At 34.3% G+C, this 22,798-nt stretch carries 19 protein-coding genes; 7 read left to right on the forward strand and 12 right to left on the reverse strand.

All coding sequences use genetic code 11. The features are described from left to right. Position 1: 1 nt before the first annotated feature. From UMM65_RS06315 to UMM65_RS06340, 6 genes are all read right to left on the reverse strand, one after another. Positions 2 to 361: a hypothetical protein gene (locus UMM65_RS06315; protein ID WP_321975646.1), complete on the reverse strand. Its 360-nt coding sequence runs from the start codon at positions 359 to 361 to the stop codon at positions 2 to 4. Continuing rightward, positions 362 to 1,039 carry an SIMPL domain-containing protein gene (locus tag UMM65_RS06320; RefSeq protein WP_321975647.1) on the reverse strand — a complete coding sequence of 226 codons (678 nt, stop codon included), beginning with the start codon at positions 1,037 to 1,039 and terminating at the stop codon, positions 362 to 364. It abuts the gene before it with no gap. A 270-nt stretch (positions 1,040 to 1,309) separates the two neighbouring features. Beyond that, on the reverse strand, positions 1,310 to 1,873 hold the full coding sequence (locus tag UMM65_RS06325; protein ID WP_321975648.1) for a transposase: 564 nt from the start codon (positions 1,871 to 1,873) through the stop codon (positions 1,310 to 1,312). Positions 1,874 to 1,946: 73 nt separating this feature from the next. After that, a complete protein-coding gene (locus UMM65_RS06330) occupies positions 1,947 to 2,351 on the reverse strand; it encodes a hypothetical protein (RefSeq protein ID WP_321975649.1) in 405 nt (134 codons plus the stop codon). A 1-nt stretch (position 2,352) separates the two neighbouring features. Then, complete coding sequence (locus UMM65_RS06335; RefSeq protein ID WP_321975650.1) at positions 2,353 to 3,204, reverse strand: hypothetical protein; 852 nt, start codon at positions 3,202 to 3,204, stop codon at positions 2,353 to 2,355. A gap of 70 nt (positions 3,205 to 3,274) precedes the next feature. Then, the gene (locus UMM65_RS06340; RefSeq protein ID WP_321975651.1) at positions 3,275 to 3,925 is read right to left on the reverse strand and encodes a hypothetical protein; all 651 of its coding nucleotides are present in this window, start codon (positions 3,923 to 3,925) and stop codon (positions 3,275 to 3,277) included. A gap of 158 nt (positions 3,926 to 4,083) precedes the next feature. On the opposite strand from UMM65_RS06340, the gene UMM65_RS06345 reads away from it, so the two are divergent. After that, entirely contained in the window at positions 4,084 to 5,226 is a 1,143-nt protein-coding gene (locus UMM65_RS06345; protein ID WP_321975652.1) for a saccharopine dehydrogenase family protein, read from the forward strand. A 267-nt stretch (positions 5,227 to 5,493) separates the two neighbouring features. On the opposite strand, the gene UMM65_RS06350 is transcribed toward UMM65_RS06345, so the two are convergent. Both UMM65_RS06350 and UMM65_RS06355 read right to left on the reverse strand, forming a co-directional pair. Beyond that, positions 5,494 to 5,967 carry a hypothetical protein gene (locus UMM65_RS06350; RefSeq protein WP_321975653.1) on the reverse strand — a complete coding sequence of 158 codons (474 nt, stop codon included), beginning with the start codon at positions 5,965 to 5,967 and terminating at the stop codon, positions 5,494 to 5,496. A gap of 44 nt (positions 5,968 to 6,011) precedes the next feature. After that, entirely contained in the window at positions 6,012 to 7,304 is a 1,293-nt protein-coding gene (locus UMM65_RS06355; RefSeq protein WP_321975654.1) for an aminopeptidase P family protein, read from the reverse strand. 68 nt (positions 7,305 to 7,372) lie between these two features. Here UMM65_RS06355 and UMM65_RS06360 point away from each other — a divergent pair, with 68 nt between their 5' ends. Both UMM65_RS06360 and UMM65_RS06365 read left to right on the forward strand, forming a co-directional pair. Next, positions 7,373 to 7,978, forward strand: a complete 606-nt coding sequence (locus tag UMM65_RS06360) for a DUF6973 domain-containing protein (protein ID WP_321975655.1) — start codon at positions 7,373 to 7,375, stop codon at positions 7,976 to 7,978. Between the two features lie 92 nt (positions 7,979 to 8,070). Then, positions 8,071 to 10,056, forward strand: coding sequence for a monovalent cation:proton antiporter-2 (CPA2) family protein (locus UMM65_RS06365; RefSeq protein WP_321975656.1), 1,986 nt, complete (start codon positions 8,071 to 8,073; stop codon positions 10,054 to 10,056). On the opposite strand, the gene UMM65_RS06370 is transcribed toward UMM65_RS06365, so the two are convergent. Together UMM65_RS06370 and UMM65_RS06375 are read right to left on the reverse strand one after the other, a co-directional pair. Next, a complete protein-coding gene (locus tag UMM65_RS06370; protein ID WP_321975657.1) occupies positions 10,053 to 10,475 on the reverse strand; it encodes a mechanosensitive ion channel domain-containing protein in 423 nt (140 codons plus the stop codon). The two genes, UMM65_RS06365 and UMM65_RS06370, sit on opposite strands and share 4 nt — an antisense overlap. Positions 10,476 to 10,627: 152 nt before the next feature. Continuing rightward, entirely contained in the window at positions 10,628 to 13,771 is a 3,144-nt protein-coding gene (locus UMM65_RS06375) for a WD40/YVTN/BNR-like repeat-containing protein (protein ID WP_321975658.1), read from the reverse strand. A 156-nt stretch (positions 13,772 to 13,927) separates the two neighbouring features. On the opposite strand from UMM65_RS06375, the gene UMM65_RS06380 reads away from it, so the two are divergent. From UMM65_RS06380 to UMM65_RS06395, 4 genes are all read left to right on the forward strand, one after another. Then, positions 13,928 to 14,752, forward strand: a complete 825-nt coding sequence (locus UMM65_RS06380) for a TPM domain-containing protein (RefSeq protein ID WP_321975659.1) — start codon at positions 13,928 to 13,930, stop codon at positions 14,750 to 14,752. A gap of 19 nt (positions 14,753 to 14,771) precedes the next feature. Next, positions 14,772 to 15,212: a hypothetical protein gene (locus UMM65_RS06385; protein WP_321975660.1), complete on the forward strand. Its 441-nt coding sequence runs from the start codon at positions 14,772 to 14,774 to the stop codon at positions 15,210 to 15,212. After that, complete coding sequence (locus UMM65_RS06390) at positions 15,209 to 16,153, forward strand: MBL fold metallo-hydrolase (protein WP_321975661.1); 945 nt, start codon at positions 15,209 to 15,211, stop codon at positions 16,151 to 16,153. Before UMM65_RS06385 ends, UMM65_RS06390 begins: the two co-directional genes overlap by 4 nt. Before the next feature lie 88 nt (positions 16,154 to 16,241). After that, on the forward strand, positions 16,242 to 18,467 hold the full coding sequence (locus UMM65_RS06395; RefSeq protein WP_321975662.1) for a DUF7133 domain-containing protein: 2,226 nt from the start codon (positions 16,242 to 16,244) through the stop codon (positions 18,465 to 18,467). A 17-nt stretch (positions 18,468 to 18,484) separates the two neighbouring features. On the opposite strand, the gene UMM65_RS06400 is transcribed toward UMM65_RS06395, so the two are convergent. Both UMM65_RS06400 and der read right to left on the reverse strand, forming a co-directional pair. Further along, positions 18,485 to 21,268, reverse strand: coding sequence for a TonB-dependent receptor (locus tag UMM65_RS06400; protein ID WP_321975663.1), 2,784 nt, complete (start codon positions 21,266 to 21,268; stop codon positions 18,485 to 18,487). 107 nt (positions 21,269 to 21,375) lie between these two features. Then, complete coding sequence (gene der, locus UMM65_RS06405) at positions 21,376 to 22,677, reverse strand: ribosome biogenesis GTPase Der (protein WP_321975664.1); 1,302 nt, start codon at positions 22,675 to 22,677, stop codon at positions 21,376 to 21,378. Between the last annotated feature and the right edge of the window lie 121 nt (positions 22,678 to 22,798).

Genomic DNA, 22,798 nt, shown 5'->3' on the forward strand with positions numbered 1-22,798 from the left:
ATTAAGTTTTGTTTTTTGAAGATAAGCCCAAATTTAATCGATTTTCAATCCAATCATGAAAATAAATAATTATTCCTATGACAATATTGTAAAGACTAAATGCTGCTTCAATTGAATTCGGATTGCTTATCATGTATAGTGTGTAAATACCTGTAATGATATAATATCCTGATAAAATGAGAAGTATAATATTAGATTTTCTAATCAAAATAAATGCTATAAGAATGAGCTGAAATAGCAAACGCACAATCTGTCCAGGCAGCCTTTCATCACCAATTTTATGATAAATCAAAATTATTAGAATGACCTCGACCACTATTGCCAAAGTCATTGCAAAAATTAAAACAGGCCTGTTTTTCATTTATTCCGCCAAAAATTTTACCACAATGGCTTCCGTTTTTTGACCGTATAAGTTGTTTTTTATCCTATTCCAGGGTTTACCTTGTTGTGAAACCATAAATATATCTAACATACTGTATGAGATATTGTCAACTTCTTTTACTTCCTTAAAATCAACTAGTTTTCCTAATTTTAAACCTGATAATTTGGCGATCATCTGTGCTTTTTTGTTCGTTTTTTCTAAGATCTTTTTAAATAATCTTTCTTCAGATTTTTCTTCATCTTCATAATATATTTTACCAATTTTACCGTTTACAAAATCCAATTCCTTGAGGTCTTCAGATATTTTTTGTAAGTCATCAGATTTGTTTAATGTTATGACTATAGCATCATTTCTGGATAAGTAAGAACTGTTATTAACCTCGTAACTAAGATCATTTAAAGAAGAAAAAGAATAACCCTTATTTGTTAAAAAAGCTTGCAGTTCTGATAATTTTTCTTTCCTTTTTGTTTTGGCTACTTTAGGGTTGTAAGGTACATCAGCATTGAATTCCATAACCATTGAATCATCTATGCTAATATGATATTCAAATGTTTCAGGTTTTAATTGAATGGAATCCCTCACTTCAATTTCTATAAAACCAGGTTGGCTAAAACAAAGTGAAGAGGTTAATAGTAAAATAGAAAGTATTGTTTTCATAGATTGAATTTTTTAAAATACATTGCATATAAAAAGTTGGGTTGCGTAGGCAAGATAGTTATAATTTGTGATTGTTTTTTGTAAATTAAATTGTTTGATAATTGACGGTATATTCCCGAAAATTGCCCATGTTATTTTACGTCCACATCCCCGTAGGGGCGAATTGCATTCGCCCGTTTTATTAATTCGAATCACATTCGTTTGTTTTCAAAATGAATTGCATTTGCTCATTATGGGGTCATTCAAGGTTTACAATTTTGAAAACAATGTTTATTTCCGATAAAATTTATCATCTTCCCATTTTTCAGGATTATTTATGATATAATTTGAAATATTTATATAAGATTCTTCATTACGAATTATATGATCGTAATAATTGCGTTGCCATATTTTACAATCAATATTCAATTCATTTAATTGTTTGGTAACTGCTGATTTAAATCCACGTACAATTGCCCCTACTGTATTAGACGTACCACATTGGGGTGAATTCGATTTGTCTGTTGTATTCTGCAAATGCGATTTGATATTTGTATCGGGCGAATTCGATTCGCCCCTACCACCGTTTAAAATAATAATACCGTGCAAATGGTTGGGCATAATAACAAAAACATCCAATTCCACATTATTTCGAATTTCTGGGGTTTTTGACCATTCGTTATATGCAATTTTTCCATATGCATTCAATACCATTTCACCATTAATTACCTCACCAAATAAACAGTTATGTTCGTGGCAACAAATGGTGATAAAATACGCCCCATCTTGTGAATAATCATATCCTTTTAATCGGGTGGATTTTCGATTGTGGATATGTGGGTTGTATTTGTTCAAATTTTTTATTGAAATTAGGAATAAAATTATTCATTTAGAAGGAAATCACCAATTTAAAAAAATAATCTGCAAATTAAGCGACAGGGTTATCTTCCACTGCATCCTTTAAGCTGCCCATGGCATCTGAAATTGCTTGCGGATTTAAGCTAAAAATCGATGCTCCCAACGTAATAACATTAGTGGCAATGTCAATGGCTTTTTGTACATCTTCTAAAGATTGGTAAGACATTCTAATATTTTCGGTTATCGCATCCAGCTCTGCAAGCGAACTTTTTACATTGTCTATTACCAGCGTTGCAGACACAGTGTATAAATCATCAGAATAATCAAGGGTTCTTTTATGGGTTTCACGTAAAATTTTATTTTCTTCTTCAGTTAACACCTCATAGTTTTTATATCTGTAGTCACCAATAGATTGAGCCAACGCCAAAAAATTATTGGCCAATTCATGAACCTGTTTTGAAGTTAATTTCCCCATCTTATCCTTCTATTTTATTAAATTCTGAAATAATTACTTTGATTTCACTGGCATATTGAAAAAGAATTTGCTTTATTTCTTTTTCCTTTAAGCTGTCAATATTATCGTGTAATTGTTGATGTCCTTCTGCTATTTTAGACAATGTATTTGAATAGGTAAATAATTTACCTTGCTGACTTTCAATTTCTGATATCATCTGGAAGTATTCTTTTACCGCATTCCGCTTTTCCATGTTCGAAAGCGATTTGTCTTTTATCAAGTCAAAATAATCGGCTTTTATACGCTCTTTTTTTACATTCAATTTTCCATTTAAGTTTGCAGCAATATTAAAGTCCAAAAATGTTAGTAGTTCGATAACCGGCTCGTTAGCTTCGGTAACATATTCTTTAATCTCATTTCTTCTAAATGAATCTGTAAATGCTCTAATTAAAATGCGAGAAATCTTAGAGTAAGATTCCACGTTATTTTTATTTACGGTGATTGATCCAAAATCGCCTTCAGTTAAAGCCGTTTCCAATGCTGCTGTTTGATATGAGGTAAGTTCACCATCCGAAAGTTTGACTAATCCGTCAAAATAACCATATACAGAACTGTAAATCTTTAATGTTATGCTATCAGCTAATTCCTCTTGCTTGCAATCACATGCAGTAGTTATAATATCTAAGTTGTTGATGTTTTTGTCGATACATTTATCTAAACAACTTTGTTTAAAGCTATAGTTCAACTCTTCAAATGCAGTTATTCCCTGTAGCGAGGAAAAAGAAAATTCATTGACATGCTGCAAATTTACACAGCTTGAAAAAGCAATAGCTGTAAGCAGGGTAATTACTATAATTTTCAATTTTAAACGCATAGAATTAATTATTTATCAAATTTTAGCTTTAATACTCAATAAATATAACTAAAAACTTCTATCGTTGCAATTAATTAGGCCTGACATAGGTAATAAACGGAGAGTTGATTTCTTTTAGTTTGGGTGGCTCTTCAATGTCTTCCAAGAACTTTTCGTGAAGTGTTCCTTTTCGGTGGTGTTTAAGATATTTTCTGGCCCTAACGGTCAGTTTTATCTTGTTCTTACGTTTTTTGGCAAAGTCTAAGAATATTTCGGCAGCTTTTAATCGTACCTCTTGCACATCTTCTTGCATACTATAATTTTGACCCGCTATAGGCAAGCATTTTAATACACGTTTATGGTTTATTTTTTGATCTAACAAATAATTAACCATGCTAACCGCATAAATATATTGTTGGTTGCTTTCATTTCTAAGCTTATAATAAAAATTTCCGCCCAAGGGCATTCCATAACCTGTTTCTTGGTGCATCCAAAAACAAACAATTTTAGAAGCACTGACAAATTTTGCTGATTTTTTATCAACAGGATTGCTTAAGAGGTACTGTGTAGATTCAAAAACCAATTGTTCATAATCTTCAATACTGGGATTCTTAAGTTCTCTGATTTTTATAGAATCTTTTTTAGTTTGGGCATTGCAAATCTGAGTGGCCGTTTGCAGAAGTAAAAACAGCAACGCAACATTAAAAAGTTTAGTAAGTATTTTTAAAGTAGTTTTTTGCAATAAATAAATGTTTAGCGATGTTGTTATGTAACGGCTAAAATGTTCGTTTTATTGTATGTAAAGTAAATAAAATCAAAGGTTTGTATTTTGATGGGTTTGATCTTAGAGTTATAAGAATAATGTTTATATTTAATGTTGAGAGATAACAACAATAAATTATGAATGCTCACTATAACATCATTATTGCTGGTGCAGGAGGCATAGCCGAGGCTGCGGGACTTATTCTAGCTGAATGGAGCAATGTAGCTCCCACTATTTACATTGGAAATCGTACACTTTCAAAAGCTCAAAAAGTGGCTAAATGGATAGAGGAAGGAACTACAAAAAATTATAAGGTAATTCCCTTTCATCTTGATTCTGATGAAATTACCGAGGAGATGAAAGCCATTTTTACGGATGGTGATGCATTGTTGGATTGTTTGCCTGGGAAATTGGCACCCAAAATGGCGAGTTATGCTAAAGATTTTAATCTTTATTATGCCAACCTTACAGAATATGTTTCTGAGACCAATCAGATTATAGACCTCGCCAAAGATGCCAATACTGGTTTTGTGCTGCAAACGGGTTTGGCACCTGGATATATTGATGTATTGGCAAATTTTATGTTTCAACAATTTTGTAATCAATATAAGGTTGATACTGTTGATATCTTGGAATTTAAAGTCGGGGCTTTGACCAAAAATGCAGTCTCACCGCACTTTTACGGATTTACATGGAGTCCAATAGGTGTAGCAACGGAATATATCAAAGATTGTGTGGTAATTCGTAATTTTAAAAAAACGAATATTCCAGCATTGTCTGAAAGAGCAACCATTATTATTGATGGCATTACTTATGAAGAAGATCTTACTTCTGGAGGTGCTGCTGATTTACCCGATGCATTAAGCGGAAAAGTAAAAAGATTGGATTATAAAACCTTACGGCACCCAGGGCATTATGGTTGGGTAAATAGTCAATTAGAAGATTTGAAAGGTTCGGATAATCTTATTTCAGACTTACAAGAAATAATGCTGCGAGAAATTCCGCTAATTGAAGACGACCAGATTATATTGTATGCCGCGGTGGAAGGAAAAGATGCCAAAGGAAATTTACGAAGACAGGAAATTTCAAAAAACATAGAACCCCAAAAAGTGGGCAAACATTTATTAAGGGCGATACAAACTACAACAGCAGTACCATTGGTACAATCCGTACTGTGGTTGCTGGAGAAAAAACCCAGGGGCATCACACTTCAAAGTCAATTGGATACTAAAGCCTTTTTAAATGGTGATTTTGTAAAACGTGTTTATGGGGATGTTTAACATATAAAAATCAACCAGTTGTGTATTTTGAATCAAAACAGTATCAAAAAATCGTATCGAGAACTAATTAACAAGCCAAAATCCTTATTCTCGATATAAATTTTACTCATTTCAATCGTAAAATTCACTCGAATTGACAGAGTTTTATCAAAATGCACAACGGGTAAAATCAATATTATTTTATAGATTTTTATTTTTTACCAGCATGCAGTATTATCGGTTTTTCGATTAAGAATACACGTAATTAAAGGGTAGAATATTTGCCTTTTACAGAGCTCTTTTAAAAATATACCTCGTAATAAAAATACCTTGTCCGTCTTTATCTCCAGCGTCACTTTCAACGGCTGAGGCTACAAAAATCAAATCCCAACCTTCGGCCAACATATCCGTTAATTTTGAAGAAATAACCGCATCATTGGCGGCAATATTTTGAAACCTGATTCCAGCGATATTATAGAAATTTAAGAGTTTGGTTTCCTCAAAATCTTTTACACGGATGTCTTTCCTTTTAGATTTGTTACTACTGTTGTCATCTTCGGTCTGTTCAGAAGTAAAATCTTTATAATCACGATCAGCGTTGGCGGAAATAATTCTAGACCTTCCCAAACCACTGGGTACAATAGATTCTACACTTGTAATTACTTTGATTTCGAATTTTGGCTTTGAGGTTGTTTCCTCTTGTGCACTTAAGGAGAAGGCAAATACCGTTAAAAATGCGATAAATAGGTGTGCTTTTTTCATTATATTATCAGTTTAAATCTATTTCGTTATAGTATATTTTATTATTAACCGTTCATCAAATCCTCAATTTCCTCAATTTCAATTGGAATATTTTGCATTAAGTTAAACGGTTCCCCTTTTTCTTGAATAACTACATCATCTTCTAGTCTAATTCCAAATCCTTCATTAGGGATGTAAATACCTGGCTCTACCGTAAATACCATATTAGCTTGCATGGGTTCTGTTAATATGCCATAATCGTGCGTGTCCAATCCCATGTGGTGTGATGTGCCGTGCATAAAATACTTTTTATAAGCTGGCCATTCTGGGTCTTCGTTTTTTATATCGGCTTTATCCAATAGTTTTAAATCTAACAATTCGGAAGTCATCAATTTACCTACTTCTACATGGTATTCTGCCCAATCGGTACCTGGAACCAACATTTTAGTAGCTTCTTTCTTTACATGGTTTACAGCATTATAAACCTCTTTTTGTCTTTTGTTGAATTTTCCAGAGACGGGTATGGTACGGGTCATGTCACTTGCATAATTTGCATATTCGGCACCGGCGTCAATTAGTATCAATTCCCCTTTTTTACATTGTTGGTTATTCTCTACATAATGCAATACATTGGCATTATTGCCCGAGCCAATAATGGGTGTGTAGGCAAAGCCTTTGGATCTGTTTCTCAAAAATTCGTGCATAAACTCAGCTTCGATCTCGTATTCCCAAACACCTGGTTTTACAAAATTGAGTACTCGTCTAAATCCTTTTTCTGTAATATTACAAGCCTGTTGCATCAAGTCTATCTCTATCGGATTCTTTACAGAGCGTAAACGCTGCAGAATAGGGTTGCTTTTAGCCACAGAATGTGCGGGATATTTATTTAAAAGCCATTTTGTAAAGCGGTCTTCTCGGGTTTCTGTTTCAACAGACGCTCTATAATGTTCATTGGTATTTATATAAACCGTATCGCATTGCGTCATCAGCTCAAACATAATTTTTTCCATATCCTTCAGCCAGTACACGGTTTTGATACCGCTGGTTTTCAAAGCCGCTTCTTTGGTCAGTTTTTCACCTTCCCATACGGCAATATGGTCATTGGTTTCTTTTAAAAATAATAGTTCTCTGTGTTTTTCCTTGGGACAATCGGGAAACAAAACTAGGATGCTCTCCTCTTGGTCAACACCGCTCAAATAGAAAATATCTCGATGCTGCTGAAATGGCATAGTACTATCGGCACTTATCGGATAAATATCATTGGAATTAAAAACCGCCAAACTATTGGGCTTCATTTTTGCCATAAAATTTTTGCGGTTTTTAATAAAAAGTTTGTTGTCTATAGGATGATATTTCATGTGTTTGTATTTTTTGTTTTTAATTAATTTCAAAGTTATAAATTTGCGAGGATAATCGCTTTGTTTCTATGAAATACTTATTGCTTATTGTTTTGATTTTTGTGAGCAGTTGCTCCCCAAAGTTAAAACAATCCTATTCAAAATTATCAAAACCTGAAAGAACCTGGGTTGTTTTTCATCCTTTTAAGGCGAAGAAAGCTTATCAGGTTTCAAGAGAGGCATTGATTACCACTGATTCTATAGCTAAAGAAAATGTTATTGGAAAAGATATAAATGGCGGACAACTAGATGCCTTTAAACATAGTTTCTGGATGGCCAGATCGGCTCAAAAAATAGGAAAAAACGCATCGTTGAGTTTGGGTAAAGCTCACGAAAAAGGAAATTACCAAACATATAAAAAACGACAATTGGAAGATGGGATTTTACCTGATAAACCTTCTTCAGACATGGATTTATTTAATAACCAAATTGGTGCTACGCTGGGCAAGAAATATAAAAATTCCTCAAAAGAAAATATTGTTAAATATTTGTTGGATGCCATCCGTAAAGGTAAATTAAGAATCTTGAAAAAAGATAGCAATGGCAATTTTTTAAACTGTCAAGGACAAATTATACCCGTTGAGGATTTAAAAGGCAAATGGGAAAATGATAAGTGTTTAATTCCTACCAATTAACATTGAATTATTCTTATTTTTAACCCAATTTATTCTATTTTCGCATTAACGCACATTGAAAGATTTGTTGTAAATAAAAACCAAACTAAATTATGCATCATACGCCGTTATTGCAAGATTTTGTAATTTTATTAGGATTCTCTATCCTAATTGTCTTTTTGTTACAACGACTCAAATTGCCTTCTATTTTGGGTTTTTTAGTAACGGGTATCGTCATTGGCCCCCATGGACTTAGCTTAATAGGAGCAAGTGATCAAATTGAAGTAATATCAGAAATAGGTGTCATTTTACTATTGTTTGTTATTGGCATGGAGTTGTCTTTAAAGCAATTGGCATCAATAAAAAATACTGTTTTTATTGGTGGCTCTTTGCAAGTCGGGTTAACTATTTTAATTTCAGGATTTGCATATTATTTTTTAGGAAACTCGATTGAAGAGGCAGTTTTTGTTGGATTCTTGTTTTCTCTGTCAAGTACCGCTATTGTACTGAAAATATTACAGGATAGAAACGAAATGAAAACTGCTCACGGGCGTAACGCATTGGCAATACTCATATTTCAGGACATTATTGTAGTACCAATGATGTTGATAACGCCCATTTTGGCAGGTACATCTGAAAATGTTGGAATGAGCATCGTAATGTTGGTGGTAAAGTCGATTATCGTGGTTATTATTACCATTGTAAGTGCCAGATATATTGTACCCAAATTGATGTACGCCGTTGCCAAGACCAAAAGTCAAGAACTTTTTCTACTCACTACAATTGCAATTTGTTTTGCAGTTGCTTTTTTAACGTCCGAGGCGGGACTTTCACTGGCATTGGGAGCTTTTTTGGCGGGATTGATTATCTCCGAATCGGAATATTCACATCAAGCCACAAGTATCATCTTGCCATTTAGGGAATTGTTTACCAGTATCTTTTTTATATCCATAGGGATGCTGTTGGACTTATCATTTTTTATCGGACATATCGGCATAATTCTATTGCTGGTATTGACCGTTTTTCTAATTAAAACGTTGGCAACTTCTATAGCCGTAGCGGTTTTAAAATATCCACCTAAGGCCGTAGTGCTTACCGGCTTATCGTTATTTCAAATTGGGGAATTTGCCTTTATCCTGTCAACTATTGGGATAGAACATGGTTTATTGAGTGAAGAAACCAACCAATATTTTTTATCGGTTTCCATTGTTTCTATGATTTTAACTCCTTTCGTTATTATGTTCTCGCATACCATAGCGGATAAGTTTTTAAACACAAAATTGGGAAGAAAAATAGATAATACGCTTCCCAATACCACCGAAAACGATGATGTAATGGATAAGGAAATACATAATCACTTAATCATTATCGGTTACGGTATCAACGGTTCAAATTTGGCAAAGGCGGCTCAATATGCCGACATTCCCTATGTGGTCATCGAAATGAACCCAACCATCGTTAAATCGGCCAAAGATGACGGAATTCCAATTTTATTCGGTGATGCTTCACAGCCTCACATATTGGATACGGTAAACTTGTCAAGGGCACGGTCCGTAGTTATTGCAATTTCCGATAAAGAGGCTACCAAAACCGTAATTAGAAATATACGCGATACCTCGCAAACGGTTCATATACTAGTTCGGACACGATATGTGCGTGAGATAAGTGAATTAATTGCTTTAGGTGCTGATGACGTAATTCCCGAAGAATTTGAAACGTCTATTGAAATATTTTCAAGGGTAATGCATAATTTTTTAGTGCCTGAAAGCCAAATAGACAACTTGATAGAATATGTGCGGTCTGATAATTATGAGGTCTTTCAAATGAAGAAAAAAGTACCTAAAACCTTTACTCCTACTTCGATTCCAGATTTTAGCATTACCTGTGTCAGAGTAACTAGCGACAGCAGTAAAATTAACGGTAGATCATTAAAAGAAGCTAATATTCGTGCAAAATACGGTATTAGTGTATTGGCGGTTTCCCACAAGGATAAAATAATTGATGATATTCACCCCGACCAAAAAATATATCAGAACGATTTGTTATATGTCCAAGGAAGCTCAGAAAATATTGAGGAATTTAGGAAATTTGTGAATTAGGTTTTTTTCTTTTTCACCATTTTTTGCAAGAAAATATTGTTTGGTAGTAAAACCTCTTCCCCATCTTTGGTTTTTAATTTAATAAAGAAAAGTCCTATATCACTTATTCTACCCTCTACTTCAAAATCCTTATCAATGATGATAATAGTATCGTCTAATTTGGCGGAATGATTGAAAAAAATGATTAAGCCAGAAGTTAGGTTTGATAAATGAGACCATTGTGCAAATAAGGCGATTCCAATAACTGTTAAAACGGAAGCCATAAAAACAAATAATTCTTTTTGCTCTACGCCCCAAACCGTAAGAATAAAAATTATTGTAATTGTAATGAGGACAATAAAAACTATTTTTTTAATGATTTTCCCTCGGGTTTTTTGCAAAACATTTGTAGCAACAGTTCGCTCAATAAATTTATTCATTACTAAACGAAGTATAAAAAATAGTACAACTGCTATTGCTGTTTGGAGTATTTTAATTTCAGTTAGATTCATTTAACTTTGTAATAATATTAATCAGGTTATTGTCGCCCCAGTTGTATCCCCTTCCCTTGGGGAAGGGTTAGGGATGGGCTTTAATCCTTAAACAACGTAAAATCAATAGCTTCAATGTCTTTTCTATACGCTGACCATTCTTTAGTAAAGAAATCATCTATTTTTTTTATGACTTCATCTACTTTTTTATCCGCATTTTTTATCAGTTGTTGTTGTGTTTTTCCAGGTTTTTCTTGTAAACTGTTTACATAGCTCCGTGCGGTATATAAAAAGTTCATTGGCGTAAGCTCTGGGTTACGAGTAATCCCTTGTCTTTTATCTTCTTTACCGATTATGGCGTCAATTAATTTGTCAATCGATTTAACAATCGAATCACTTTTTTTAATGGCATCCTTATATTTTTTCTTGTCAACTTCTTTAAATTGCTTTTTGTAGCTGGATGCAATTTTTTTGGATTCGTTCAATTGCTCAACTGCTTTTCCAGTCCGTTCAAATTGTTTTTCCAATTGCTTTTGCAAGTCATATTTACTTTTTAAAACTTCAAAGGGCATTTCAACACGTGGGTCATAAGCTACTTTTATCGTAGTGGAATCTTTATGGTTTCCATAATCGAGTACCACTTTGTAGTTACCCGGTAAAACGGTTACGCCTCCTGGTTCAGGGGCATCTTTTTTGGTAATATTTCTGGAAGGTCCTCGGACTCCTTTTTCATCTAAATTCCAACTTGCTTCGTGCAGACCGCTTTCCTTTGGTGCTTTTTGTTTAAGGGTTCTAATTAATTCGTTGCTCACATTGTACACTTTTAAAGTAATAGAATCTGACTTTTTACTTTTTGCGGTATCCGTTGGTTTGTTAATGCTATAATTTATTTTTGCTCCTCTAATTGATCTGTTTTCACCATTAAAAAGTGCGTTGCCACCAAAACGAGAACCAGAAGGTTGTTGAATGAGATTGATAAAAGCATCGGGCGAATCATAAACTTTTAACGTATCATTTAAAACTTGAATGCCTTCTTTTGCCAGTGTTCGCAACGGTCTGATATCATCCAAGACATACATTGATCTTCCAAAAGTTGCAATTACCAAATCGTGTTCACGAGGATGAATACCTAAATCCATCGTAGATACACTCGGATAATCATTCGTCCATTTTGTCCATGTTTTAGCTTCATCCAAACTGACATACAATCCATTTTCAGTTCCTAAAAAGATTAGTTTTTTTTCAATCGGGTCTTGAATCAATGCCAAAGAATATCCAAAGATTTCGTCTTTACCCTCCAGCAAACTTTCCCACGTTTTTCCATAATCCCTTGTTCTAAATAGATAAGGTTTAAAATCAAAATTTCTATAATTGTTTACAACGGCATAGGCTTCCCCGGCATTAAATGATGATACCTTTATTTGTGCTATCCAACTACCTTTCGGAAACTTTTTATTCCTAATAGGTGTAACATTGGCCCATGTTTCCCCACCATTTCTGGTCAATTGTATTTGTCCGTCATCGGTGCCTACCCAAAGTAAACCTTTTTCCAACGTACTTGGGGTTATTGCTAAAATAGTGGTGTGGTTTTCCGCACCTGTGGCATCCATGGTCAAGCCACCGCTTTCATGTTGTTTTTGTTTTTCGGGATCGTTAGTGGTTAAATCTGGTGAAATTACCTCCCATTCATGGCCTTGGTTGGTCGATTTGTGCACAAACTGGCTTCCAAAATACAAGGTTTCACTATCAAAAGTATCCATAGCGATAGCGGCATTCCAATTAAAGCGTAATTTAACCTCTGGATCGGGATGTGTGGGGCGAATCATCTTTGTATTCCCCGTTTCCCGATCATATCTGCCTACATAACCTTGTTGTGACATTCCATAACCATATCTCGAATTTTTAGGATCTGGAATTACGTCAAAACCATCTCCAAACATTAATTCTTGCCAGTATGAATTTCTGACACCCTGTGCTTTCAACACGTAGGCTGGCCCAGCCCAAGAACCATTATCTTGCATGCCTCCATAAAGATTATAAGGATAATCCATATCGTATGCAATATGATAGAATTGCCCTACTGGTAGGTTTTCTACAAAACGCCAAGTTTTACCCTTATCACGGGTAATATTTAGACCGCCATCATTACCGTCTATCATAAAACTAGGATCTTCTGGATGAATGTACCAAGCATGATGATCGGGATGGATACCCGCATTGGAATTATAAGCGGGCATTAATTGTTTGAAAGATTTACCACCGTCGTCGCTAACATTTACGTACGTAAAGACCGTATATAACCTGTTTTCATTTTTAGAATCTACGAATAAATCATAGTAATAGAATGGACGATTTCCAATTTCTGGTTTATCGTTTATTTTTTTCCATTTTATGCCTCCATCTTCAGATTTATAAAGTGCATTTTTTTTGGATTCGATTAATGCATACACAATTTTAGGATTGCTTGGTGCTATTGCTAAACCTATTCTGCCTAAATCTCCTTTTGGTAAACCATCCTTGTCCGTTTTTTTTGTCCAATTTTCGCCACCATCATAAGTAATGTATAGCCCCGAACCTTCTCCTCCAGAATTGAAAGTCCATGGTTTACGACGGTGTTCCCACATAGCGGCAATTAGTTTGTTGGGGTTGGTTGCATCTACCACCAAATCAGCCGCTCCTGTTTTATTGTTTACAAAAAGTGATTTGGTCCAAGTTTTGCCTCCATCCGTAGTTTTAAAAACGCCACGCTCAGGATGTTCGCCCCAAGGAGATCCAATAGCTGCCACATAAACCGTATTTGGGTTGTCTTTATCGATAATTATGCGGTGAATATTCCGCGTTTTTTCCAAACCCATCAATTGCCAAGTAACGCCGGCATCCAAACTTTTATAGATTCCGTAGCCGCCATTGAGGCTATTTCTGGGGTTGCCCTCGCCCGTGCCCACCCAAATTACATCTGGGTTGTTTTGTTGGATGGCTATGGCACCGATTCCCTGAACTGGTTGTTTGTCGAAAATAGGTTTCCAGTCAATACCACCACTTTCCGATTTCCAAACACCACCAGATGCTGCACCAGCGTAAATAATATCCGGATTGCTATTTACAACATCAATTGCTGTAATACGCCCACTCATTCCCGCCGGCCCAATGGCCCTTGGTTTCATGCTTTTTAATTTTTCAAGATCTAATTGTTGGGCACTTAATAATGTGGTAATAAAAAATGTAAGAAGGGTAATTTTTTTCATAATTGAGTTAGGTTAAAAGAGCCACTAAAGTAGTTGATATTTTTATGAAATACAATTTTTTGATTTTCATTGGTTTCTAAATAAATGATAATCACTTTTATCTCCACTTTTTAGTATATTGCAGGTTCTAAAATTGGACATACCCTCTAGCGATAAATGCAAAAACTTCAGAAGAAATATTTACTTTTTTTACTAACTTCAACATTGTTTTTATCGATGAACGTCTCTGTTTTTTCGCAATTGGAGATACCGCCAAAACCCAATTTGCAAACAAGTTTTTATGATGGTGCCAAGCTATTGAGCGGTTATGAGAAAAATGCCTTAGAGCAAAAATTGATCAATTATAACGATACCACTTCAACGCAGATTGTTGTTGCAACTATTAATAACCTTAATGGAGAAGATATTGCCCTATATGCCACAAAATGGGCCCATGAGTGGGGTGTTGGTCAAGCAGAAGAAGACAATGGTGTTTTTGTGCTAGTGGCAAAAGACGATAGAAAATTGTGGATAGCTACAGGTTATGGCGTTGAACATTTATTGACAGACGCACTTTCAAAAAGGATAATTAACAATATTATTACCCCACAATTTAAACAAGGTGATTTTTATAGTGGATTGGATAAAGGGACTTCGGCCATTATACAGATATTAAATGGAGAGTACCAAGGAACGCCTCAGCATAGTAGCGATGGTGGAGATGGTATCCCTTTCATATTTATAATACTTTTTTTGATTATTCTATTGATAATTCTTTCCAATCGTAATAAAAGAAACCGTGGCAATAGAGGAAATAGAAGAGATGATACCGCACGTTCTATTTTAGAGGCTATTATTTTGAGCCGTGCGGGACGTGGAGGCTTTGGTGGCGGCGGTGGTTTCGGAGGCAGTTCTGGAGGCGGAAGTTTTGGCGGAGGTGGCTTCGGTGGCGGCTTTGGCGGCGGAGGCTTTGGTGGCGGTGGAGCCGGAGGTAGTTGGTAAAAAATTATAATAAAACATTATGAACACTCCATTTAAAACAAAGGGTATTTATGTAATAAAATTAAATCCTGAAAAAGATTTAGTAAATTACAAACCAACAAAATTGGGAAGAATATGGAATGTAATCACTAACCAGAAACATAAGGATTTTTACAGGGTATTAAAATTTGTGAAGAAATTCGATTACGAAAATCCTGATTTATATGTTGATGAGTATAGTGCGGATTTATACACTATTATGACTGAAAATATTTATGATTTAGCAAGTTGGGAGAAATATCGAGATTATAATTATGCTAAATATAAAAGAGTTGAATATGATATAGAATATTTTCAATTTGGAGATAAAGGTGATTTTTTTCATGGAAATATAAGAGAAGATTTTTTATATTTAAATGTTACACATGAAGATAGTAATGAATTTTTTAATTATAAATTTATTTATATACATTGGAATTGAATAAAATTCTGCTTTCTAGCCTATGTTTTTTCTTATTTTCATGCATAAATAAACAAGAAAAAAACACAATTTCCTCCAATCCCAACAATCCATATATTTTAGTTTTAGGTATAGCACAAGATGCAGGTTATCCACAAATTGCATGTCAAAAGGAATGTTGTAAACGAGTTGAGGAGAATCCTGAATTAAAAAGGAATGTGAGTTCAATTGCTTTGGTTGACCCTATTTCTAATGAAAGCTGGGTTTTTGATGCTACACCAGATTTTACTGCTCAGGCAAAGTTACTTTCAACACATTTAAACCATAAACAATTGCCCGATGGAATTTTTTTAACCCATGGACATATTGGACACTATACTGGGTTGATGTTTTTGGGCAGGGAAGCTCTGGGTGCAAATCAAATGCCAGTTTATGTCATGCCTAGAATGCAAACTTATTTAACTGAAAATGGCCCTTGGAGCCAACTGGTTAAACTTGAAAATATCGAATTAAAACCGTTGCATAAGGATTCTACTATAGTATTAAATAAACGAATTTCTGTAACGCCAATTCAAGTACCTCATAGGGATGAGTTTACTGAAACCGTTGGCTTTATTATCAATAATCAAGATAAAAAAGCATTGTTTATCCCCGATATTGACAAATGGGAAAATTGGGATAGAGATATAATCGACTACATAAAAGAGGTAGATCTGGCTTTTTTGGATGCTACTTTTTTTAAAGATGGTGAAATTAACCGGGACATGAACGAAGTACCACATCCATTTGTAGAAGAAAGTATGGATTTATTTAAAAATCTATCCGAAAAAGATAAGCAGAAAATCTATTTTATTCACTTTAACCACACCAATCCGTTATTGATTGAAGGAAGCGAAGCTCAAAAAAAAGTTATAGAAAAGGGTTTTAATTTTGCTAAACAAGGTTTGGTTATAGATTTTTAATAATTTATACCAACTGATTCTTTAGAGTGAATTGATTTCTTTTAATTTGCAATTCAATATTTATTTACTATAAACTTTAGATTTATTAATGAAATATATATTTTTCTGTATTATTTTCCTTTTAATAGTAACTAGCTGCAAACCAAAGAATTTTGAAGAGCCAAAAATTGCTTTGGACGATTACAAAATCGAAGAAGGGTTTGAATTAGAAGTCATTGCATCTGAACCTTTGTTAGATTCGCCCGTTGCCATTGATTTTGACAATCAAGGCCGCATTTGGGTTGTTGATATGCCTGGGTTTTTTATTGGAGAAACAGAACCCACAGGATCCATCAAAATTTTAGAAGATCTAGATCAGGATGGTGTTGCGGACCATACGAAAATTGTTGTTGATAGTTTGGTTATGCCCAGAGCCTTGGCTTTGGTATATGGAGGTCTGTTGTATGTGGAACCTCCAAACTTATGGTATGCTGAAATAGAAAACGATAAAGTAAAAAATAAAACTTTGGTCGATTCGCTTTACGCTCCTGATGGCAATCCGGAACATCAGCCCAATGGTTTATTGATGAATATTGATAATTGGATATATAGTGCAAGATCAAATTCAAGATATCAGAAAAGAGATGGTAAATGGATAAAAGAACCTAGTTCTTTTCGCGGTCAATGGGGTATTACAAAAGATAATTTTGGAAGACTATATTTTAACGATAATTCTCGGCAGTTATTAGGCGATTATGTATTGCCCAATCGATTGATTCGAAACAAATTCTATACACCCAAAGAAGGACTTAATAAGTTGTTGACAGACGATCAACGTGTTTATCCAATACATCCTACACCAGTTAATAGAGGTTATATTGAGGGTGTTTTAAACAAAGACAGTCTATTGGTTAATGTTACCGCAGCTTGTGGGCCATTAGTTTATCGTGGCGATAATTTTTCTGACGATTATAACCAAAATGTTTTTGTTTGCGAACCTGCAGCTAATTTAGTAAAAAGAAATATTTTAAGCTTTAACGGCGTTTACACGCAAGCACATCAAGCGTGGCAAGGCAAAGAATTTTTAGCCTCAACTGACGAGGGCTTTAGACCTGTTAATTTAAATAACGGACCTGATGGAAATATGTATATTGTAGATATGCACCGGGGTGTTATTCAACATTATGCCTATTTAAGTCCGTATTTAAAAAATAAATCGGCTGAGAAGAAATTGGATTCATTAGTAGATTTTGGGCGTATTTTAAAAGTGTCTAAACAAGGGGCTAAAAGTCAAGCTATACCTAATTTGAACATTTTATCAACTAATAAACTGATTGAATTATTAAAAAGCGAAAACGGTTGGTTTAGGGATAGAGCTCAACAAATTATTATCCATAAAAATGATAAAAAAGCAATTCCGTTACTAAAAAAAATAGTGTTGGAAGTAGAAAATCCATTGGCACAAATCCACGCCTTATATGCTTTGCAGGGATTGAATGCCTTGAATTTTGATATCTTAGTTGATGTTGCTAGAAATGGAAATGCCGAAATCGGGTCACATGCTATTATTTTAATGGAAAATTTCGCAGAAAAAGAAAATGTCTCAGTTATCGTAGGTCTTTTTAAAGAACTCATTGGTAAAAATAGTATGTCAATCGATTTTTATATTGCTACTTCGCTTGGGGTTTGGGCAAATATTGATAAAGAGGCATTTTTGCCTCTAATGGAAATGCTAAGTACAAAATATAAAGATCATAAAATTTTCCAAGAAGCGTTGGTAAGTGGGCTTTCTGACACAGCTATTGATTTACAAAACGAATTGATTGAAGGTATGAATGCTGAAAATCCCATTTTAAAGCAGGTTTTGGTTAAAAATACTGAACAATTTAAAAATAAAAAACCCAATGCACTTTATTTAAAAATGGGTGCAAATAAAGATGCACGTACCAATGGATCAAAATTATATGGCCAGATATGTGCAGCCTGTCACGGGCCAAGTGGTGAAGGTATTGAAGGACTGGCACCACCTTTGCTCGATTCGGAATATTTAGAAAACAGTATGGAAAGGCTCGGCCTTATTTTATTGCATGGTTTAAAAGGGCCTGTAACCGTAAACGGCACTTTGTATAATTTTAATAGTACTATGCCGGGATTAATTAACAATGAGAAAATTTCTGACCAAGATTTGTCGGCAATTATTTCTTATATAACCAATGCTTTTACTAATAACCCTAAAGGAATACCTGCAGTTAAAATTAAAGAACTTCGCAGCCGAAAATCTAAAAGTGGAATGGAATACACAGAGAAGGAATTGAATGAAATGTTTAAAAATTGAATTTTTTTCAAATAAATTTAAAACCTTCTAAACCTATCTTTTCTCACCTCACCGGCTTTACCCAACGTATTGAATTTATAGCTAAATCCGATCATAAAATATTGCTGTAATACAGTACTTTGCGAATCTTGAATATAGTTTTCATTGGAAATTCTTCTAGCATTGGTGTTCTGGTTTAATAAATCGTAGGCTTTTAAAGTAATCATACCTTTATCTTTCATAATGGAATAAGAAAGGGTGGAATTCCAAAACCAAGCACTTTTTTGAAACCCATCAGCAATATTGGAATTATAATTAAAACTAATTTCATTTTCCCATTCCAAATTTTTAGGTACGGTTGTACGTGTCGAGATTCCTAAATTGTGTGTGACAAATTCCCTATTGTCAAACCGCTCTAAATCAAACTTATTGGTGTTGAAAGATACTCTATAATTGGGTCGGAGTTCCATAATATCTTTCCATGTATAGGTAAAACCTATGTTTGGAGAGAATGAATTGTTTTTGGCAACATATTTAATTCCATTATTAAAATTATTGGATTTTCTTAGATTAAGACCTAGCCCAATATTTAATTTTAAGGTTCTAACTGTATCTAATTTTATGGTTTTGGAATAACCGCTACCTATATATAAATTTGAGTTACCATTAACATTGGTATACGTAGTGTTTCGCACAAAATTTTCATCGACAATGCTGTTGGATACTACATCGTTATTAGAAATACTACCTCCCATATAGGTGTATATACCTGTACCTTTTTGAAAGTCGTAGTTGTTAAAACTAAAACTCAAATCATGGGTATTTGTGGGTTCTAATGAAGGATTTCCGGTAATGATATTTAGCGGATTGGAAACATCTTGAAAAGGCTGCAATTGTCTTAATTGAGGCACTCGGTTGTCTAAGCGGTAACGCATATAAAGAGATTTTCTAGAGCTCATACGGTAACGTATTCTAGAATTCAATTCTAAATTACTAAAATTGCGTTTGAGGTTTAATTCAGGTCTTAAAAAGTCTTCGCTCTCTAAGGTTCTAAATACAACATCGCTACCAAAATTTATATTGAATTTATCTTTATCATAAGTTAAACGTAGGCCTGGTACATTTCTAAAATTTTTATATTCAAAATCTGTGCTAAGTTCTGTATTAAAATCAGAAAATGTTTGCGAAGATTCATTAAAATCAAAAGTACTTTTTTTACTGTCCGTATTTTCAAAACCGTAGGTGTATCTAAAATCTAAATATACTTTCTTGCCAACTAAAGGCAATCTGTACGTAAATCGCGAGGAAAAGCTTTTAGTATCATCATTGTTTTCAGAGAATTGATTTCTTGAAATATTTTCAGGATTATCACCAAAAATGGAAGTTTCTGAACTTAAAAAATCATCGGAATCATTGGAACTAAATTCATTGTCTAAATTGATACGTAAAAAAGAACCTTGGCTTCCAAACTTTTTGATAATATCAAAGTCGTTGCTAAAATTAGTCGCCTTGCTTTCCGAAAACAAAGAGGTATTAGATGTGTTGGTTACTACATTTGTTTCATCTCTTGACTCCTCTTCTCTATCAAATTCCCTTTTGTTAACTGAGTGTCTAAAAGAAGGTCTAATATTTATCATTAATGTAGTGTCAATGTTTATTTCAAAATCTAAATTGGCACTGTGGTTATCGTTATGATTCGAAGAGTTTGATTCTGAATCTGTAAAATACCTTGAGTCGGGCAATATGTTCTCTCTTTGCGTGGCATTTTTATCTTCGGAATCGCTAGTTGAATAAAAATAATCAGCAGATACTTCTACCTTTTTTCCAATTTGATCGGCATAATTAAAACCTGTATTTTTTGATGTGGTAATACCTTCACCACCACCAAAATTGAGCCCATTTACACCAAAAGACATACGTCCGCCAGAATAGTTCATCCTATAATTGCCGCGGCCTCCAAACATTTTTTGAATTTCACCAAAACTAAAGCCAGGGGAATTTGTATTGTTACCACCCGCCAAAACGCTAATACGCCTATTGTTATTAAAATAATTGAACATTCCAGCGGCTTCCCAGCGTTTGTCGGTGCCGGCACCTGCCGAAACGCGTCCAAAAATACCTTTATTATTTTCTTTTTTTATAGTTAAATTTATAGTCTTGTCCTCACCTTCACTATCTTCACCGGAAAAGGCTTGTGCTTTCGTTTTAGTGTCGGTAATTTGAATTTTTTCAATAATATCTTTTGTTAAATTTCGAGTAGTTATTGTGGGGTCGTTCCCAAAGAAAGGTTTACCGTTTACCAGTATTTTATTTACTTCTTTGCCGTTTACTGTAATTTTTCCATTTTCATCCACTTCAACACCAGGTAATTCTTTTAAAACATCTTCAACATTGGCATCCTTTTTCGTTTTAAATGAACTTACGTTAAATTCAACCGTGTCTTTTTTTATGGTAATAGGTGACCTTGATTTGATTAAAACTTCGTCCAACACATTGGCTTCAGATAAGGAAATAACTTTCAAATCGATTGCATTATCTTTATAGTCAATTAACTTTGAATAAGATTTGTAGCCAATAAACGAAATGTTCAATCTAAATCCTTTATATGGAGATTTACCTTCCAGTTTAAAGTTACCGTTTTTGTCGGTTATGGTATAAGTAATTAGGGTACTGTCTTTGGCCCTTTCTAAATATACCGTGGCAGATTCCAACGGGTTCTGATCGTTTTCTGAAACAATTTTTCCTGAGATTTGATAATTTTTTGATTGGGCAAAAATAGCGACGGTACATAGCAATGCTATGCAGGTAATAAGTTTTTTCATTATGGGTTGAAAATGGGTTTAGGCAGGCAAAGAAATGCATTTTCACAAAGCCCAACTAATTAATTAGTTTAAAGTTTTGTTAAAAAACTTCGGGCAATGTTTACGTTTTACTTCTGTCTAAAATAAATTATAATCGGCACCCCGTGAAAGTCAAAGATTTCTCGCATTTGATTCTCTAAATAGCGTTTGTAGGCTGGTCTAACATATTGTGGTAGATTACAGAAAAATGCAAACTGTGGCGTTGGCGTAGGTAATTGTGTGCAAAATTTGATTTTTACATACTTCCCTTTATAAGCAGGAGGTGGGTTTTGTTGAACAATCTCTAACATAGTTTCATTTAACTTGCTTGTAGATATTCGTTTTTTACGTTTTTCAAAAACTTCAACTGCAGTTTCAATAGCCTTAAAAATTCGTTGTTTGGTAAGCACAGAAACAAAGAGAATAGGCACATCGGTAAATGGTTCTATTTCCTTTCTAATTTTGGTTTCGAATTCTTTAGTGGTTTTGGTGTCTTTTTCTACCAAATCCCATTTATTTACAAGAATAACAATTCCTTTTTTATTCTTTTCCGCCAACCAGAAAATATTTTGATCTTGTCCTTCAAAGCCACGTGTGGCATCCAACACTAAAATAATCACATCTGAATGCTCTATGGCTCTAACTGAACGCATAACCGAGTAAAATTCAAGATCTTCTTTTACCTTGCTTTTTCGTCTAATTCCTGCGGTATCCACTAAATTGAATTCAAATCCAAAGCGATTGTATTTTGTATCTATGGCATCTCTAGTTGTACCAGCAATGTCCGTAACTATATATCTTTCTTCACCAATTAAGGCATTAATAAATGACGATTTTCCAGCATTTGGACGACCGACTACCGCAAAACGAGGCAAATCATCATCGTTTTCTTCCTCTTTTTCAGGTAGTACTTCAACCAATGCGTCGAGCAAATCTCCTGTACCACTTCCGTTAATACTAGCAATGGTGTAATATTCGCCCAAGCCCAAGGCGTAAAATTCTACAGCATCGGCATTTCGTTTACTATTATCCACTTTATTGATGACTAATAACACTGGTTTTTTAACTTTACGAAGCAATTTGGCTACATCTTCATCCATACCGGTAACGCCGGTTTCTACATCAACCATAAATAAGATTACATCCGCTTCTTCAATGGCGAGCTCTACTTGTTTGTCAATTTCTGCTTCAAACACATCATCGGAACCTTTTACATATCCACCCGTATCTATCAATGTGAATTCACGACCGTTCCATTCACTTTTTCCATAATGTCTATCGCGAGTAACCCCACTAACAGCGTCAACAATAGCCTCACGACGCTGAATTAATCGATTAAAAAAAGTTGATTTACCTACATTGGGCCTTCCTACAATGGCTACTATACTCATAACTAAAAAATTGGATGCAAAGATAGTTTAAAAAGCTGGAAGTCGGACGACCGAAGACCGAAGTTAATAGGGTTAATCAATTTGTCATTCCGAGGCACGAGGAATCTCATTAATGATAGTT

The organism is Aureibaculum koreense (assembly GCF_034296135.1).
In the GTDB taxonomy this organism is placed as follows: domain Bacteria; phylum Bacteroidota; class Bacteroidia; order Flavobacteriales; family Flavobacteriaceae; genus Aureibaculum.

Bases quoted from the DNA above. Each gene is read 5' to 3' on its own strand.
- UMM65_RS06365 (WP_321975656.1), top strand. From the start codon at position 8,071: ATGCATCATACGCCGTTATTGCAAGATTTTGTAATTTTATTAGGATTC.
- UMM65_RS06350 (WP_321975653.1), bottom strand. From the start codon at position 5,967: ATGAAAAAAGCACACCTATTTATCGCATTTTTAACGGTATTTGCCTTC.
- UMM65_RS06330 (WP_321975649.1), bottom strand. From the start codon at position 2,351: ATGGGGAAATTAACTTCAAAACAGGTTCATGAATTGGCCAATAATTTT.
- UMM65_RS06395 (WP_321975662.1), top strand. From the start codon at position 16,242: ATGAAATATATATTTTTCTGTATTATTTTCCTTTTAATAGTAACTAGC.
- UMM65_RS06375 (WP_321975658.1), bottom strand. From the start codon at position 13,771: ATGAAAAAAATTACCCTTCTTACATTTTTTATTACCACATTATTAAGT.
- UMM65_RS06400 (WP_321975663.1), bottom strand. From the start codon at position 21,268: ATGAAAAAACTTATTACCTGCATAGCATTGCTATGTACCGTCGCTATT.
- der (WP_321975664.1), bottom strand. From the start codon at position 22,677: ATGAGTATAGTAGCCATTGTAGGAAGGCCCAATGTAGGTAAATCAACT.
- UMM65_RS06315 (WP_321975646.1), bottom strand. From the start codon at position 361: ATGAAAAACAGGCCTGTTTTAATTTTTGCAATGACTTTGGCAATAGTG.
- UMM65_RS06345 (WP_321975652.1), top strand. From the start codon at position 4,084: ATGAATGCTCACTATAACATCATTATTGCTGGTGCAGGAGGCATAGCC.
- UMM65_RS06320 (WP_321975647.1), bottom strand. From the start codon at position 1,039: ATGAAAACAATACTTTCTATTTTACTATTAACCTCTTCACTTTGTTTT.
- UMM65_RS06385 (WP_321975660.1), top strand. From the start codon at position 14,772: ATGAACACTCCATTTAAAACAAAGGGTATTTATGTAATAAAATTAAAT.
- UMM65_RS06380 (WP_321975659.1), top strand. From the start codon at position 13,928: ATGCAAAAACTTCAGAAGAAATATTTACTTTTTTTACTAACTTCAACA.
- UMM65_RS06370 (WP_321975657.1), bottom strand. From the start codon at position 10,475: ATGAATAAATTTATTGAGCGAACTGTTGCTACAAATGTTTTGCAAAAA.
- UMM65_RS06360 (WP_321975655.1), top strand. From the start codon at position 7,373: ATGAAATACTTATTGCTTATTGTTTTGATTTTTGTGAGCAGTTGCTCC.
- UMM65_RS06355 (WP_321975654.1), bottom strand. From the start codon at position 7,304: ATGAAATATCATCCTATAGACAACAAACTTTTTATTAAAAACCGCAAA.
- UMM65_RS06335 (WP_321975650.1), bottom strand. From the start codon at position 3,204: ATGCGTTTAAAATTGAAAATTATAGTAATTACCCTGCTTACAGCTATT.